13 protein-coding genes and 1 tRNA gene are annotated in these 12,911 nt (G+C 60.4%); 9 read left to right on the top strand and 5 right to left on the bottom strand.

Going from position 1 to position 12,911, the window contains the following annotated elements; translation table 11 throughout:
* Positions 1-25 precede the first annotated feature (25 nt).
* The 3 genes from yidC to rpmH are packed head-to-tail and all read right to left on the bottom strand — an operon-like array spanning position 26 to position 2,382.
* Positions 26-1,831: a membrane protein insertase YidC gene (yidC, locus tag GVK95_RS02000; protein WP_200844188.1), complete on the bottom strand. Its 1,806-nt coding sequence runs from the start codon at positions 1,829-1,831 to the stop codon at positions 26-28.
* Entirely contained in the window at positions 1,828-2,217 is a 390-nt protein-coding gene (gene rnpA / locus GVK95_RS02005; protein ID WP_159946189.1) for a ribonuclease P protein component, read from the bottom strand. Before rnpA ends, yidC begins: the two co-directional genes overlap by 4 nt.
* 30 nt (positions 2,218-2,247) lie before the next feature.
* Entirely contained in the window at positions 2,248-2,382 is a 135-nt protein-coding gene (gene rpmH / locus GVK95_RS02010) for a 50S ribosomal protein L34 (RefSeq protein WP_037075269.1), read from the bottom strand.
* Positions 2,383-2,738: 356 nt separating this feature from the next.
* Here rpmH and GVK95_RS02015 point away from each other — a divergent pair, with 356 nt between their 5' ends.
* The 4 genes from GVK95_RS02015 to GVK95_RS02030 all read left to right on the top strand — a co-directional run bounded on the left by GVK95_RS02015 (position 2,739) and on the right by GVK95_RS02030 (position 6,729).
* Positions 2,739-4,169 (top strand): HAMP domain-containing sensor histidine kinase, encoded by a 1,431-nt coding sequence (locus GVK95_RS02015; protein ID WP_244618655.1) that lies wholly within the window; start codon positions 2,739-2,741, stop codon positions 4,167-4,169.
* A gap of 116 nt (positions 4,170-4,285) precedes the next feature.
* A tRNA-Arg gene (locus GVK95_RS02020) sits at positions 4,286-4,362 on the top strand.
* Positions 4,363-4,775: 413 nt separating this feature from the next.
* A complete protein-coding gene (locus GVK95_RS02025) occupies positions 4,776-5,816 on the top strand; it encodes a 4-hydroxyproline epimerase (protein ID WP_159946191.1) in 1,041 nt (346 codons plus the stop codon).
* A gap of 178 nt (positions 5,817-5,994) precedes the next feature.
* On the top strand, positions 5,995-6,729 hold the full coding sequence (locus GVK95_RS02030) for a Crp/Fnr family transcriptional regulator (protein ID WP_159946192.1): 735 nt from the start codon (positions 5,995-5,997) through the stop codon (positions 6,727-6,729).
* A 14-nt stretch (positions 6,730-6,743) separates the two neighbouring features.
* On the opposite strand, the gene GVK95_RS02035 is transcribed toward GVK95_RS02030, so the two are convergent.
* Together GVK95_RS02035 and GVK95_RS02040 are read right to left on the bottom strand one after the other, a co-directional pair.
* Positions 6,744-7,172: an RbsD/FucU domain-containing protein gene (locus GVK95_RS02035; RefSeq protein ID WP_159946193.1), complete on the bottom strand. Its 429-nt coding sequence runs from the start codon at positions 7,170-7,172 to the stop codon at positions 6,744-6,746.
* Positions 7,156-8,400, bottom strand: a complete 1,245-nt coding sequence (locus GVK95_RS02040) for an ROK family transcriptional regulator (protein WP_159946194.1) — start codon at positions 8,398-8,400, stop codon at positions 7,156-7,158. The genes GVK95_RS02035 and GVK95_RS02040 overlap by 17 nt, the downstream gene beginning before the upstream one ends.
* 226 nt (positions 8,401-8,626) lie before the next feature.
* Between GVK95_RS02040 and GVK95_RS02045 the strand changes: the two genes are divergently transcribed.
* The 5 genes from GVK95_RS02045 to GVK95_RS02065 all read left to right on the top strand — a co-directional run bounded on the left by GVK95_RS02045 (position 8,627) and on the right by GVK95_RS02065 (position 12,910).
* Positions 8,627-9,652 carry a sugar ABC transporter substrate-binding protein gene (locus GVK95_RS02045; protein ID WP_159946195.1) on the top strand — a complete coding sequence of 342 codons (1,026 nt, stop codon included), beginning with the start codon at positions 8,627-8,629 and terminating at the stop codon, positions 9,650-9,652.
* Positions 9,653-9,822: 170 nt separating this feature from the next.
* Positions 9,823-10,905, top strand: coding sequence for an ABC transporter permease (locus tag GVK95_RS02050; RefSeq protein ID WP_159946196.1), 1,083 nt, complete (start codon positions 9,823-9,825; stop codon positions 10,903-10,905).
* Positions 10,905-11,687, top strand: coding sequence for an ATP-binding cassette domain-containing protein (locus GVK95_RS02055; protein ID WP_159946197.1), 783 nt, complete (start codon positions 10,905-10,907; stop codon positions 11,685-11,687). Before GVK95_RS02050 ends, GVK95_RS02055 begins: the two co-directional genes overlap by 1 nt.
* Entirely contained in the window at positions 11,684-12,307 is a 624-nt protein-coding gene (locus tag GVK95_RS02060) for a nucleoside triphosphate hydrolase (RefSeq protein WP_159946198.1), read from the top strand. Before GVK95_RS02055 ends, GVK95_RS02060 begins: the two co-directional genes overlap by 4 nt.
* A 213-nt stretch (positions 12,308-12,520) precedes the next feature.
* Positions 12,521-12,910, top strand: coding sequence for a response regulator (locus GVK95_RS02065; RefSeq protein ID WP_159946199.1), 390 nt, complete (start codon positions 12,521-12,523; stop codon positions 12,908-12,910).
* Position 12,911 lies beyond the last annotated feature (1 nt).

Genomic DNA, 12,911 nt, shown 5'->3' on the forward strand with positions numbered 1-12,911 from the left:
CCGGTGTTGCCGGGGCTTTCTTCGATTATTTGGTTTCGGCAGGCTTTCGCCGAAACACATTCCGGACGGTCTTGAACAATTCGATCTCGACGCCGTGGCGCTTCATGATGATCGACTGCTGCAGGACCGAAAGCGTGTTGTTCCATGCCCAGTAGATCACCAGACCGGCCGGGAAGCTGCCGAGCATGAAGGTGAAGATCAGCGGCATCCAGTTGAACAGCATCGCCTGGGTCGGATCCGGAGGCGTCGGGTTCATCCGCATCTGTGCCCACATGGTCACGCCCATGATGATCGGCCAGACACCGAGATGCAGGAAGGTCGGTGCCTCGAAAGGCAGCAGGCCGAACAGGTTGACGAAGCTCGTCGGGTCCGGCGCGGACAGATCCTGGATCCAGCCGAAGAACGGTGCATGGCGCATCTCGATCGTGACGTAGATGACCTTGTAGAGCGCGAAGAAGACCGGGATTTGCAGCAGCACGGGCCAGCAGCCCGCAACCGGGTTGATCTTCTCGGTCTTGTAGAGCTGCATCATCGCCTGCTGCAGCGCCATCTTGTCATCGGCATGCTTGACCTTGAGCTCTTCGAGCTTGGGCTGCACGCGCTTCATATTGGCCATCGACGCATACTGCTTGTTGGCCAGCGGGAAGAACAGCAGCTTGACGACGATGGTCGTCAGCAGGATGGCCACGCCGAAATTGCCGACATGACGGTAGAAGAAGTCCATCAGTTTGAACATCGGCTTGGTGATGAAGTAGAACCATCCCCAGTCGATCAGCAGGTTGAACTTCGGAATGTTGAGGTTCTGCTCGTAGCTTTCGATGACCGGGACCTGCTTGGCGCCGGCAAAGACCATCTGCTTGACGGTCGTGCTCTGGCCCGGCGGCACGCTGACTGCATCGCCCTTGTAATCGGCCTGGAAGCGCGGCTGACCGTCGGTGAAGTGCGAGAAACGCGATTCATAAGGGATGGACTGCGCCGGGATCAGCGAAGACGCCCAGTACTTGTCGGTGATGCCGAGCCAGCCGCCGGTCGCCTTTGCATTGGTGACGGCTTCCTCTTCGATATCTTTGTACTTGTGCTCCGAGAGGCTGCCGTCAGCGCCAAGAACGCCGAGGAAGCCCTCATGCAGAACGAAGACCGAAGGCGTGGTCGGCTTGTTGTAACGGGTCAGGCGGCCATAGGGCGCCACGCTCGCGGCCGTCGTACCCGCATTGGCAACGGTGTCTTCGATCGTGAACATGTAATGTTCATCGACCGAGATCGTCCGGGTGAAGGTCAGGCCGGCTTCGTTGGTATAGGTAAGCGTGACCGGCGTCGCCTGGGTCAGCTTCGCACCTTCAGGCGCGGTCCAGACGGTGGTCGGTCCAGGTGCGCTGCCGGCATTTTCACCGGCGATATAGCCGAGTTCGGCAAAATAGGCGTCTGCCGTCTCAGCCGGGCTGAGCAGCGTGACGATCGGGCTGCTGTTGTCGACGGTCTCGTGATACTGCTTCAGGCGCAGGTCGTCGAGGCGGGCGCCGGTCAGGTTGATCGAGCCGATCAGGTCCTGCGTATCGATGGCAACGCGTGCGGACTTGGCAATCGCGGCTTCCCGGCTGGCTTCTGGCGAGACCGGGGCAGCACCTGCGGGCAGGGCGCCGTTGACCGAGCCGGCAGCCGTCGTCGTCGCTGGCGATTGTGTTGCGGCCTGGCTTTGCTCAGCGGCAATACGCACTTCCTCGGCCTGGCGCTGCGCCTCGATCCGGGGGTTCATGTAGAAGAACTGCCAGGCAAGCACGATCACTACGGATAAGGCAATCGCGACAAAATAATTGCGGTTGTTTTGCATCATTCTTTCCTGGAACCGGCCTTCTGAGACCGTAGGTTAGTCGTCTGGCTGTTGGCTACGCGATGGGTCAGTTGCTCTGCGAGCTGATCAAACGGTGCGTTCAGCACCTCGCGCCGGGCGACAATGACATAGTCGTGTCCCGGCCGCATTGCAAACGCTGCATTCAGTCGCACGGCCTCTTTTAGCCTGCGGCGCATGCGATTGCGTTCGACTGCATTGCCATGTTTCTTGGTAACGGTGAAGCCGACCCGGGCCGGTGCGCTGTCTTTTCGGTCGAGAACCTCGAGAAGGATCAGGCGACCCTTGCGCTTCTCGCCGTTTCTGACGGCGAGGAACTGGGGGCGGCTTTTCAGCCGCCCGACAGTGTTCTTCTGTTCTGTGTCTGTCATGAGCCCGTCATCTCGTCGGGCATCCGGCCGTTAGGCCGACAGCTTGGCGCGACCGCGACCGCGGCGAGCGTTCAGAACTTTGCGGCCGCCTGTGGTGGCCATACGCGCACGGAAACCGTGGCGGCGCTTGCGAACAAGCTTGGAAGGCTGGTAAGTACGCTTCATTTATTTAATACCGCGGTGTGCGGCCCTTCTTGGATTTTGCATTTCTGCAAAAGCGTTGGTGCTATCGCACGGCTAACCGCCGCCGGGGCGGGTTTCCGAACGTGCGCGGCTTATAGTGTCGAAGGGCCGGAGAGTCAATCGGGCGCGCGGTGAGGCCGGAAATCAGCAACGCAAAGGATCTGCCGCGGAAATCTCTATGGCCTTTGTTCATGGCCAAGTCTTTCGCGTTGCACTAAAATGGCCTAGATCAGGGCGGGTAAGCCCGACGGCGCTGAACTGGCGTGCGACAGGAGATGATTGGGATGCTTGATCGGCAGGACAGCGAAACGCAGTCCGACCTTGGCGAGGTCTATCCCATGCCGCGCCGCATTCGAGGTCTGTCGGGCAAGCTGCTCTGGCTCACCATCGCCTTCGTCATGCTTGCGGAAATCCTGATTTTTGCCCCCTCCGTCGCCACCATGCGGCTGCGATGGCTGCAGGACAGGTTGAATACGGCGGCTGCCGCCGGCGTGGTCATTGATGGCCTCCAGCCGCTTGAATTGCCACGGCAGGTTCAGGACGACACGCTGATGACCACGGGCACCAAGGCGATCGTCCTGCGCAAGGACGGGACGTCGCGGCTGTTGGCCGTGACCGAAATGCCCAAGGAAGTCGACGCACAGTTCGATCTTGCCAATTACGGCGAACTGCAGTCGATTCGCGATGCCTTCTATACGCTGCTGCTCGGCGGCGATCGGTTGCTGCGTGTCTACGGTCCGGTCGGCGAAAGCGACATGGTCATCGAGCTGGTGATGGAGGAAAAGGCGCTGCGCAAGGCGATGCTCGCCTATGCGCACAACATCCTGATCGTCTCGCTGTTCATTTCGGTGATCACCGCGATTCTTATGTATCTGGCAATCAATCGCATGATGATCGTGCCGGTCCGCCGTCTGACCAGCAACATGCAGTCTTTCGCCGAAAATCCGGAGGATCCGACGCGCGTCTGGTTTGCCGGCGACGGCAATGATGAGATCGCGGTTGCCGGCCGCCACCTTGCCCGCATGCAGGGCCAGCTGCAAAAGACCCTGAAACAGCAGAAGAACCTCGCCGATCTGGGGCTCGCCGTATCGAAGATCAATCACGACATGCGCAATATCCTGGCGTCGGCCCAGCTGATGTCCGACCGTCTGGTCGATGTCGAGGACCCGCTGGTCAAGAGTTTCGCACCGAAGCTTCTGCGCACCATTGATCGCGCCGTTGGCTACACCAACGAAGTTCTGTCCTATGGCCAGACATCGGAGGCCGATCCGCGCCGGCGCCTCTTCCGCCTCGCCGACCTGTGTCAGGAGGTTCGTGATCTTCTCAACATCGGACCAGACAGTGGCATCGAGTTCGTCGAAGCCATCGCACCCGATATCGAGGTCGATGCCGACAGCGAGCAACTGTTCCGCGTCATCCACAATATCTGCCGCAATGCATTCCAGGCGCTTGCAACCTATGTTCCGGAAGATCCGGACTATCCCCGCCGAATCACTGTCTCTGCCCAGCGCATGGGGGCCGTGGTGTCCATCACCGTCGACGACACGGGGCCGGGTATGCCGAGAAAGGCGCGCGAGAACCTCTTTGCCGCCTTTCGCGGCTCGGCGCGGTCGGGTGGGACAGGGCTCGGCCTTGCCATTGCCCGCGAGCTGGTAATTGCCCATGGCGGAACAATCGCACTGGTGGAGAAACCGGGTCCGGGAACACTGTTTCGCGTCGAGATCCCTGACAGGCCAGTGTCCCTGAACGATTGGCGCGCCCGCGCCTGAAGCCGACGTTTTCCTTTCGTGACGGCAAAATGACTCTTTTTTCGCAAAGGCGCTTGCAATCCTCCGCAGTCCGCTTTAGAGGATCGCCACACGCCGACGAACAGTCGGTGAGGCATGCACCCGTAGCTCAGCTGGATAGAGCACCAGACTACGAATCTGGGGGTCAGGAGTTCGAATCTCTTCGGGTGCGCCACTCTCTATCAGATTGATAGAGCTACAATTTCCTTCAAAATAAAAACGTTGCAATTCGTCTTTTCCAACCGGAAAAGATGCTTGAGCGTGTGTCGAGATTTGATCCGATGGCTGCCTTCCCGGCGGCATTTGACGCCAGTCGAGCTGCGCTCAACCCATGGTCAACACCGCTTGCCCAGGCGTTTTTTGATGCTTCTCGCCATCGATCCTGGCCCCGTTGATAGGTCAAAAATTGTCATGGTCTGATCTCCCCATCTAATATATCAGATAGTGGGAACGTTGCAGTGCGAGACTCGCCGCGCCTGAAGGCGTGAAAGGCTTGACGACTGCAAAGCGTGACGGTTTGGGCTGCCAATACATTCGGCAGCGTGCGGCGGGCTTGGGCTATGCCGCTTCGATACGGGGAAATTGCAGATGAGATGGAAGCGGACGATACAGCTGCTCGACGTTCACGCCGAGGGCGAGATCGGTAAGGTCGCGATCGGTGGCGTGCCGAAGATCCCGGGTGACACCGTGGCTGACCAGTTGGCCTGGCTGAATACCGATCCCAAGGGTGAGGAGTTGCGCCGGATGCTGGTGCTGGAGCCGCGCGGTGCGCCGATCGGCTCGGTCAATTTGCTCCTGCCTCCGAAAAATCCTGCCGCCGATGCCGCCTTTGTCATCTTGCAGCCGGACCAGGCGCATGCCAGTTCCGGTTCGAACTCGATCTGCGTCACCACGGCACTGCTGGAGGCTGGCATCGTCGAGATGCAGGAGCCGGAAACCATTGTCATGCTGGAAACGGCAGCCGGCCTCGTCAAGGCCACGGCCACATGCCGTGACGGCCGCTGCGAGCGCGTCAAGCTCACCATGGTCCCCTCTTTTGTCCACGAACTCGACGTCGCGCTGGAGACGGAGCATTGGGGCCGGATCACCTTTGATCTGAGCTATGGCGGCATCTTCTACGCACTGGTCGATGTCGGCCAGGTCGGCCTCACCATCGAAAAGGCCAATGCCCGTGCGCTGGTCGAGGCAGGCATGATCCTGAAGCAGGAAATCAATCGGCACATCCCTGTTGTGCATCCGGAGATCCCGGCCATTTCCGGCGTCGCCTATGTCATGTTCCGAGATGTCGATCCCGATGGCGCCGTGCGCACCTGCACGACCATGTGGCCGGGCCGGGTGGATCGTTCGCCCTGCGGCACCGGCAATTCGGCCAACCTGGCAACGTTGTATGCCCGCGGCCGTGCCAAGGTGGGCGATGTCATGCTGTCGCGCTCGATCATCGGCTCGGAGTTCGAAGTTGGCCTTTCCGGCGTCACCGAAGTAGCTGGCCGCCCGGCGGTCATCCCGACGATCAGCGGCCGCGGCTTCACCTTTGGCCTGCATCAGGTTGCGCTCGATCCGTTCGATCCGTTCGAGCATGGCTTTGCGCTGACCGACGTCTGGGGACCGTCATCCGGTTCGATCGGCTGAGGCAGGGATCCGGCAGGAGAGAGGCAGATCACCATGGCATTGCAGATTTCGTTAAACTGCAATGCAAGTTGGTAGGCCAATCGTAAGGGTCTTGTTTTTCCCCATCTTGCTATCTGCCGATGCCACCGAATATGTAGGATTCATATGTGTAAATCTCAGATTGGCAAGTAATTTCTAAATGAAAGAACTAATTGCGATAGGATCAAGCCTGCTGCCGTTTCCGGCGATGCCTTCGACACTTCGGGGAAGCGCGGTGTTTTCCGGATTAACTCTTGAAGAGGACAGGGATTGGCTGTCCCGCTGTCATACGCGTGCTCTCTGTGCCGGCGAAAGCCTCGTCGATTTTGAAGATGCGTCAAAGGATGTCTTCATCGTCCAGACGGGCGAAGTCCGGGCGGTTCTTCGCTTTTCAGTGGGCAAGGAAGCAATCCTCGGCACCTTCAAGCGCGGCGATATTCTCGGCGAACTGGCGGCTATCGACAACCTGAGCCGTTCGGCAAGCCTGATGGCCGTCAGCGAGGCGCTTGTGACGGTCATCCCTTATGCGGTGTTCCATGACATCCTGAGGCAGCGCCCGGATGTTGCCCTGTCGCTGCTGCAGCTGCTGTCGAAGCGCGTCCGCGCGATGAACGAGCGCCTGTCGGAACTGTCGTTCCTCGATACCAAGCATCGCCTCTACAACACGCTTCTGCGACTGTCGCGCCTTCGCGCTGACGGCGGGCGTGAGCGCATCATCTCGCCGCCGCTGGTCCACGCCGAACTGGCGGAGCATATCGGCGCCAGCCGCGAAACCGTGTCGCGGGAAATGTCGCGGCTTGCGCGCGAACAGCTTGTCGAGCGCACCAGCCGTGCAATCGTACTGAAGAACCCGGTCGAACTGTCGAAGCGCATCTCCCGGGCGCTCGAGGGGTAAGCCTCGGGCATCGATCAGGGATAGATCACGCCCTTGCGCAGAATGACATTGGCATAAAGCCGCGGCTCGCCGGTCTGGATGATGGTGTGAGCCGCCTTCACGCGGTCGTAGAAGTCGCTTCCAAGCAGGGATGTGACGGCGACCGTGGGTTCGTGGCGGGCGCAGCAGTCGATGATTTCCTGATGCACCGGGTCGACCTGCGCCGGCTTGCCCCCGACGGTCGAGCGGAAAATGGCTTCCGGCACGAAATCGTCGATCGGCATGACGCTCAGAACCGCATTCAGAACCGGGACGAGCCGATGGCCGTCGAGCCGCACCAGCCGGCGCGCATGTTCCAGTGCCGGATAGTTGCCGTCGACAATGGCAATCTCGTCGCCATGGCCCATGGCGCGCAGTGTCGCCAGGAGTTCGGGACTCAGAAGCGGATCAATTCCCTTCAGCATTTTCTATTTCCTTGAACAATACGGTTTGGTCGATGAGGTAGCGGGCGAAGATCGGCAGGCTGGCACCGCCGATGGCGCGCGCCTGGGCGCCGACGGCGCCTTCGATGATCTCCGGAATGACGACGCCCTGCAGGTCGAGGCGATTGACCGCTTCGACGGTCGCCGTCACCAGTCGGCTGCGCACCCAGTCGGGGAAGCCACCGTCGATGATGGCGGCGGAAAAGTCGATGATCGAGACGGCGGCGATGACGGCCTGCGCAAGGGCTGAGGCCGTATCCTGGATCCAGATTTCCAGCGGTTCGCCGAAATCGATCCACTCTTCGGCCGCATACCAGAGCGGCTGCGGATCGATCCCGCGCTCGCGCAGCAGGTTTTCCAGCACGAATATCGAGGCGATGTCGAGCAACTGCCGCGTTTGTCCATGCTTGTCGCGTACAGGCAGGGGGCCGATTGCGCCGGCTGTTCCGGTTCGCCCGACAAACAGCGAGGAATTGACCACGATGCCGCCGCCGATGAAGGAACCGATGTAGAAGTAGACGAAGTCCGGGTGCTGGGAGCCGGCACCGAACACAAGCTCCGCCCCGCAGGCACTGGTCGCGTCGTTGCGCAGATAGACCGGGTGGCTCATCCGGCTCGCCACCTCGGCCTGCAGGTCGACCGTGCGCCAGATCTCCATTGCACCATCCGGTGCGCCAACCTCTTCCGCCCAGTTCCACAGCTCGAAGGGTGCTGCGATGCCGATGCCGGCAATGCGCGCCTGGTGCTCTTCGCTCATCTGCGCTTCCATCTCTGCAATGCCTTCGCAAATGAAGGGCAGGAGATGGTCGGGATGCGGATAGCGATAGGTCCGGTGCGTCTGCATCCGGATCTGCCCGACGAAATCCATCAGCACCAGGTCCGCGCTGCGTCTGCCGATCTTCACCCCGAAGGAAAAGACCGCTTCCGGATTGAGATACATCGGGATGGAGGGTTGCCCCACGCGGCCACGCACCGGTTCGCCGCGCAGAAGCAGTTTGTCGTTTTCCAGCGAGCGCATGATCACCGACACAGTCTGCGCAGACAATCCGGTCATCCGGGCGATGTCCGCCTTCGAATAGCCCCGGTTCTGCCGGACCAGCGAAAGCACCAGCCGCTCGTTATAGGCGCGCACGCGCACCTGGTTCGAGCCGCCGCCGGCACTGACCCTGGGCGTTTGTTCCGCCAGCTGTGCTTGATCATTCTGTGACACTTGAGGTCGCTCCTCCCGACCGCTCCGTCGTAAGGGAGCCTTAGCAGAATGTCACAGCGATTTAATAATTCAATTGGATTTATTTATTGACAGCGAAAATGTTCTGATGTTCTAAATAGCGGCGTGGAGGAGCGGTGCCGGGTGGCGCCGAACCGGGCTGGTTTTGATCGGCCCGGCCGACATGCGACGGCCAGAGGAGCTGGCTGAACACTTTCGGGAGGAAATTATGAAGAAATCACTGCTTACCGCTGCCCTGTCGACCCTGGCTCTCGGCGTTGTCTTCGCCGTGCCGGTACAGGCCGCAGATGTATCGGCATGCCTGATCACCAAGACCGACACCAACCCCTTTTTCGTCAAGATGAAGGAAGGCGCGACAGCAAAGGCGACCGAACTCGGCGTCACCTTGAAGGCCTATGCCGGCAAGGTCGATGGTGACTCGGAAAGCCAGGTCGCTGCCATCGAAACCTGCATCGCTGACGGCGCCAAGGGTATTCTGCTGACCGCATCGGACACCAAGGGCATCGTTCCGGCCGTCCAGAAGGCACGCGACGCCGGCCTGCTCGTCATCGCACTCGACACGCCGCTGGAGCCGATCGATTCGGCCGACATGACCTTTGCAACTGACAATCTTCTCGCCGGCGAACTGATCGGCAAGTGGGCGGCAGCAACCCTCGGCGACGCTGCCAAGGATGCGCGTATCGCCTTCCTCAACCTGACCCCGTCCCAGCCGTCGGTCGACGTCCTGCGCAACCAGGGCTTCATGAAGGGCTTCGGCATCGATGTCGTCGACATCAACAAGATCGGTGACGAAACCGATCCGCGCATCGTTGGCCACGACATCACCAACGGCAATGAAGAAGGCGGCCGCACCGCCATGGAAAACCTTCTGCAGAAGGATCCGTCCATCAACGTCGTGCACACCATCAACGAACCGGCAGCCGCCGGCGCCTATGAAGCGCTGAAGGCCGTCGGCAAGGAAGGCGACGTTCTGATCGTCTCCGTCGATGGTGGTTGCCCGGGCGTCAAGAACGTTGCCGAAGGCGTCATCGGTGCCACATCGCAGCAGTATCCGCTGCTGATGGCATCGCTCGGCATCGAAGCGATCAAGAAGTTTGCCGATAGCGGTGAAAAGCCGGCGGCCACCGAAGGCAAGAACTTCTTCGACACCGGCGTGGCGCTCGTCACCGACAAGCCGGCTGCCGGCGTCGAGTCGATCGACACCAAGGCCGGTCTGGACAAGTGCTGGGGTTGATTCTTAGCCTAGTCTGACAGCCAAGCCCTGGCGGGAGAAATCCCGTCAGGCAAGGTGCGAAGCGCCCGGCCCACACTGAGCCCCCACCCAGGCGGCGGCCCAACTAGCTGGCAATAGGCCGGGCGTGTCCTTCGTGTAGAGAGAATTCCACAACGGCAGGGAGGATACCCATGCAGCCGGCCAATCCCGAAACACGGACTGCGCAGGACTTCGAAAAGGTCCTGACCCAGAGTTCGACCCAGATCGCCTCTTTCGAGCGCGAGGAGCGAAGCGTTCTGGAGCATTTCCAGCACTTCCTGCATTCCAGCCCTGCGGCCGTTGCCTTGATCGTTCTGGTCCTGTCGCTTGCGGCCTTTGGCACCATTCTCGGCGGCAAGTTCTTCTCCGCCTTCACCCTGACGCTGATCCTGCAGCAGGTCGCGATCGTCGGCATTGTCGGCGCTGCCCAGACGCTGGTCATCCTGACTGCCGGCATCGATCTCTCGGTCGGCGCGATCATGGTCCTGTCCTCGGTGGTCATGGGCCAGTTCGCCTTCCGCTACGGTCTTCCACCTTCGCTTGCCGTGCTCTGCGGTTTTGCTGTCGGTGCCGCCTGCGGCTTCATCAATGGCGTACTTGTGGCACGCATGAAGCTGCCGCCCTTCATCGTCACGCTCGGCATGTGGCAGATCGTGCTGGCGACCAATTTCCTGTACTCGGCCAATGAGACGATCCGTGCCCAGGATATCGAGGCCAATGCGCCGATCCTGAAATTCTTCGGCGAGAACGTCCGCATGGGCGGCGCAGTTCTAACCTACGGCGTCATAGCCATGGTGCTGCTCGTCGCCCTGCTCTGGTATGTCCTCAATTACACAGCCTGGGGACGCCATGTCTACGCGGTCGGCGACGATCCGGAAGCGGCAGAACTTGCGGGCGTGAATGTCAAGCGGATGCTGATTTCGGTCTACACCTTGTCCGGCCTGATTTGCGCGCTCGCCGGCTGGGCCCTGATCGGCCGCATCGGCTCGGTCTCGCCGACGGCGGGTCAGTTCGCCAATATCGAATCCATCACAGCCGTGGTGATCGGCGGTATCTCGCTGTTCGGCGGGCGTGGATCCATCCTCGGAATGCTGTTCGGCGCATTGATCGTCGGCGTCTTCCAACTCGGTTTGCGCCTGATCGGCACCGACCCGCAATGGACCTATCTCCTGATCGGCGTCCTGATTATCTCCGCCGTTGCAATCGACCAGTGGATCAGAAAGGTAGCAGGCTGATGACCCCGGAACCCATTCTCACCGCCCGCGGACTTGTGAAGCGTTATGGTCGCGTCACCGCGCTCGACAATGCCGATTTCGACCTCTATCCGGGCGAAATCCTTGCCGTTATCGGCGACAACGGTGCCGGCAAATCCTCGCTGATCAAGGCGATATCCGGTGCGGTCATCCCCGATGATGGAGAAATCCGTCTCGATGGAGTGCCGGTGCAGTTCCGGTCGCCGATCGAGGCCCGCAAGGCCGGCATCGAGACGGTCTACCAGAACCTCGCCTTGTCGCCCGCACTTTCGATTGCCGACAACATGTTTCTCGGTCGCGAGATCCGCAAACCGGGCATCCTGGGTTCGGTCTTCCGTTCGCTCGACCGCGCCGCGATGGAAAAGATCGCCCGCGACAAGCTGTCGGAGCTCGGCCTGATGACGATCCAGAATATCAACCAGGCGGTGGAGACCCTTTCGGGTGGCCAGCGCCAGGGCGTTGCCGTTGCGCGCGCGGCTGCCTTCGGCTCCAAGGTCATCATTCTCGATGAACCGACGGCTGCGTTGGGTGTCAAGGAGAGCCGCAAAGTTCTGGAACTGATCCTCGATGTGCGCTCGCGTGGCATGCCGATCGTCCTGATTTCGCACAATATGCCGCATGTGTTCGAAGTGGCTGACCGCATTCATGTCCATCGTCTCGGCAAGCGCCTGTGTGTGATCAATCCGAAGGACTACACCATGTCGGATGCGGTTGCCTTCATGACCGGTGCTCGCGAGGCCCCGGAGACAGGCCTTGCTGCATGAGCCTGCAACTGGAAACCCTGGTTGCTGAAATCGAGAAGCGGGCGCAGTCCAGCGCCCGTTTCATCGTCGCCATTGCCGGCCCGCCCGGTGCCGGAAAATCGACGCTCGCGGACCGCCTCAACGAAACGCTTCTTGCCCGCGGTCACGCTGCAACCATCCTGCCGATGGACGGCTTTCACCTCGACAACGGCATTCTGGAAGAACGTGGCCTGCTGCCGCGGAAAGGTGCGCCCGAAACCTTCGATGTCCGCGGCCTTGGCGATATCCTGCGTGCGGTGCGCGCCGGCGGCGAGGTTCTCGTTCCGGTCTTTGACCGCAGCCGGGAACTGGCCATTGCCGCCGCCCGCTGTATTTCGACGGAAGACCGCATCATCCTGGCTGAGGGCAACTATCTCCTGCTGGATGACAAGCCTTGGAGCCTGCTCGCGCCGCTGTTCGATTTCACCGTCATGGTGTCGCCACCCGTTAACGAATTGGAGCGGCGGCTGGTCGAGCGCTGGCAAAGTTTCGGCATGACGCCCGACGAAATCGCCGCGAAGGTCGGCGGAAACGATCTTCCCAATGGTCGGCTGGTGTTGCAGCGAAGCCGCCTGGCAGATCTGAAGCTGGATATTTTCTAGATATTACAAAGGCTTGATGGGTTTGCATGTTTGTAAATCCTTAAGTTCTAATTAAATCGCCAGTCGCTAAAATTGTATCTATTTGCTTCAGCGAATTTCAGCCTCCTCTTGATACAACTCCTCCATGAAAGATTAACGCTGACACCCATGTCGTGGCGGTAACAGCCAACGGGATGGCTCGCTTTGGATCGGTGTCGGAAAGGGGAGTGTGAAATGACAATTCTGATCGTTGAAGACAACCCGACCAATGCGATGATCCTCAAGCATCTGGCGAAGAAGGTGACCGACGAGGAAATCCGCGTCGAACCGGATGGCGCATCCGCCCTGGCCCTCTGCCACAGCCATGCCTTTTCCATGCTGATCGTCGATCACATGCTGCCGGGTCTCTCCGGTCTGCAGTTCGTCAAGGCAGTTCGCCTGATGGATCGTTATGCCGATGTGCCCGTGATCATGGTGACGGCCGATACCGAGCCGCGCCTGCGCGAAAGCGCCGAGGCCAGCGGTGTGACGGACTTCCTGACCAAGCCCGTGGAAGCCGTGGCTTTCCGCCAGCTCCTTGCCGACCATCTTGGCGCCAATACAGAACTCTCGAAATCGGCGTGAG

The sequence above is a fragment of the Rhizobium sp. 18065 genome, assembly GCF_902706095.1.
Lineage (GTDB): Bacteria > Pseudomonadota > Alphaproteobacteria > Rhizobiales > Rhizobiaceae > Allorhizobium.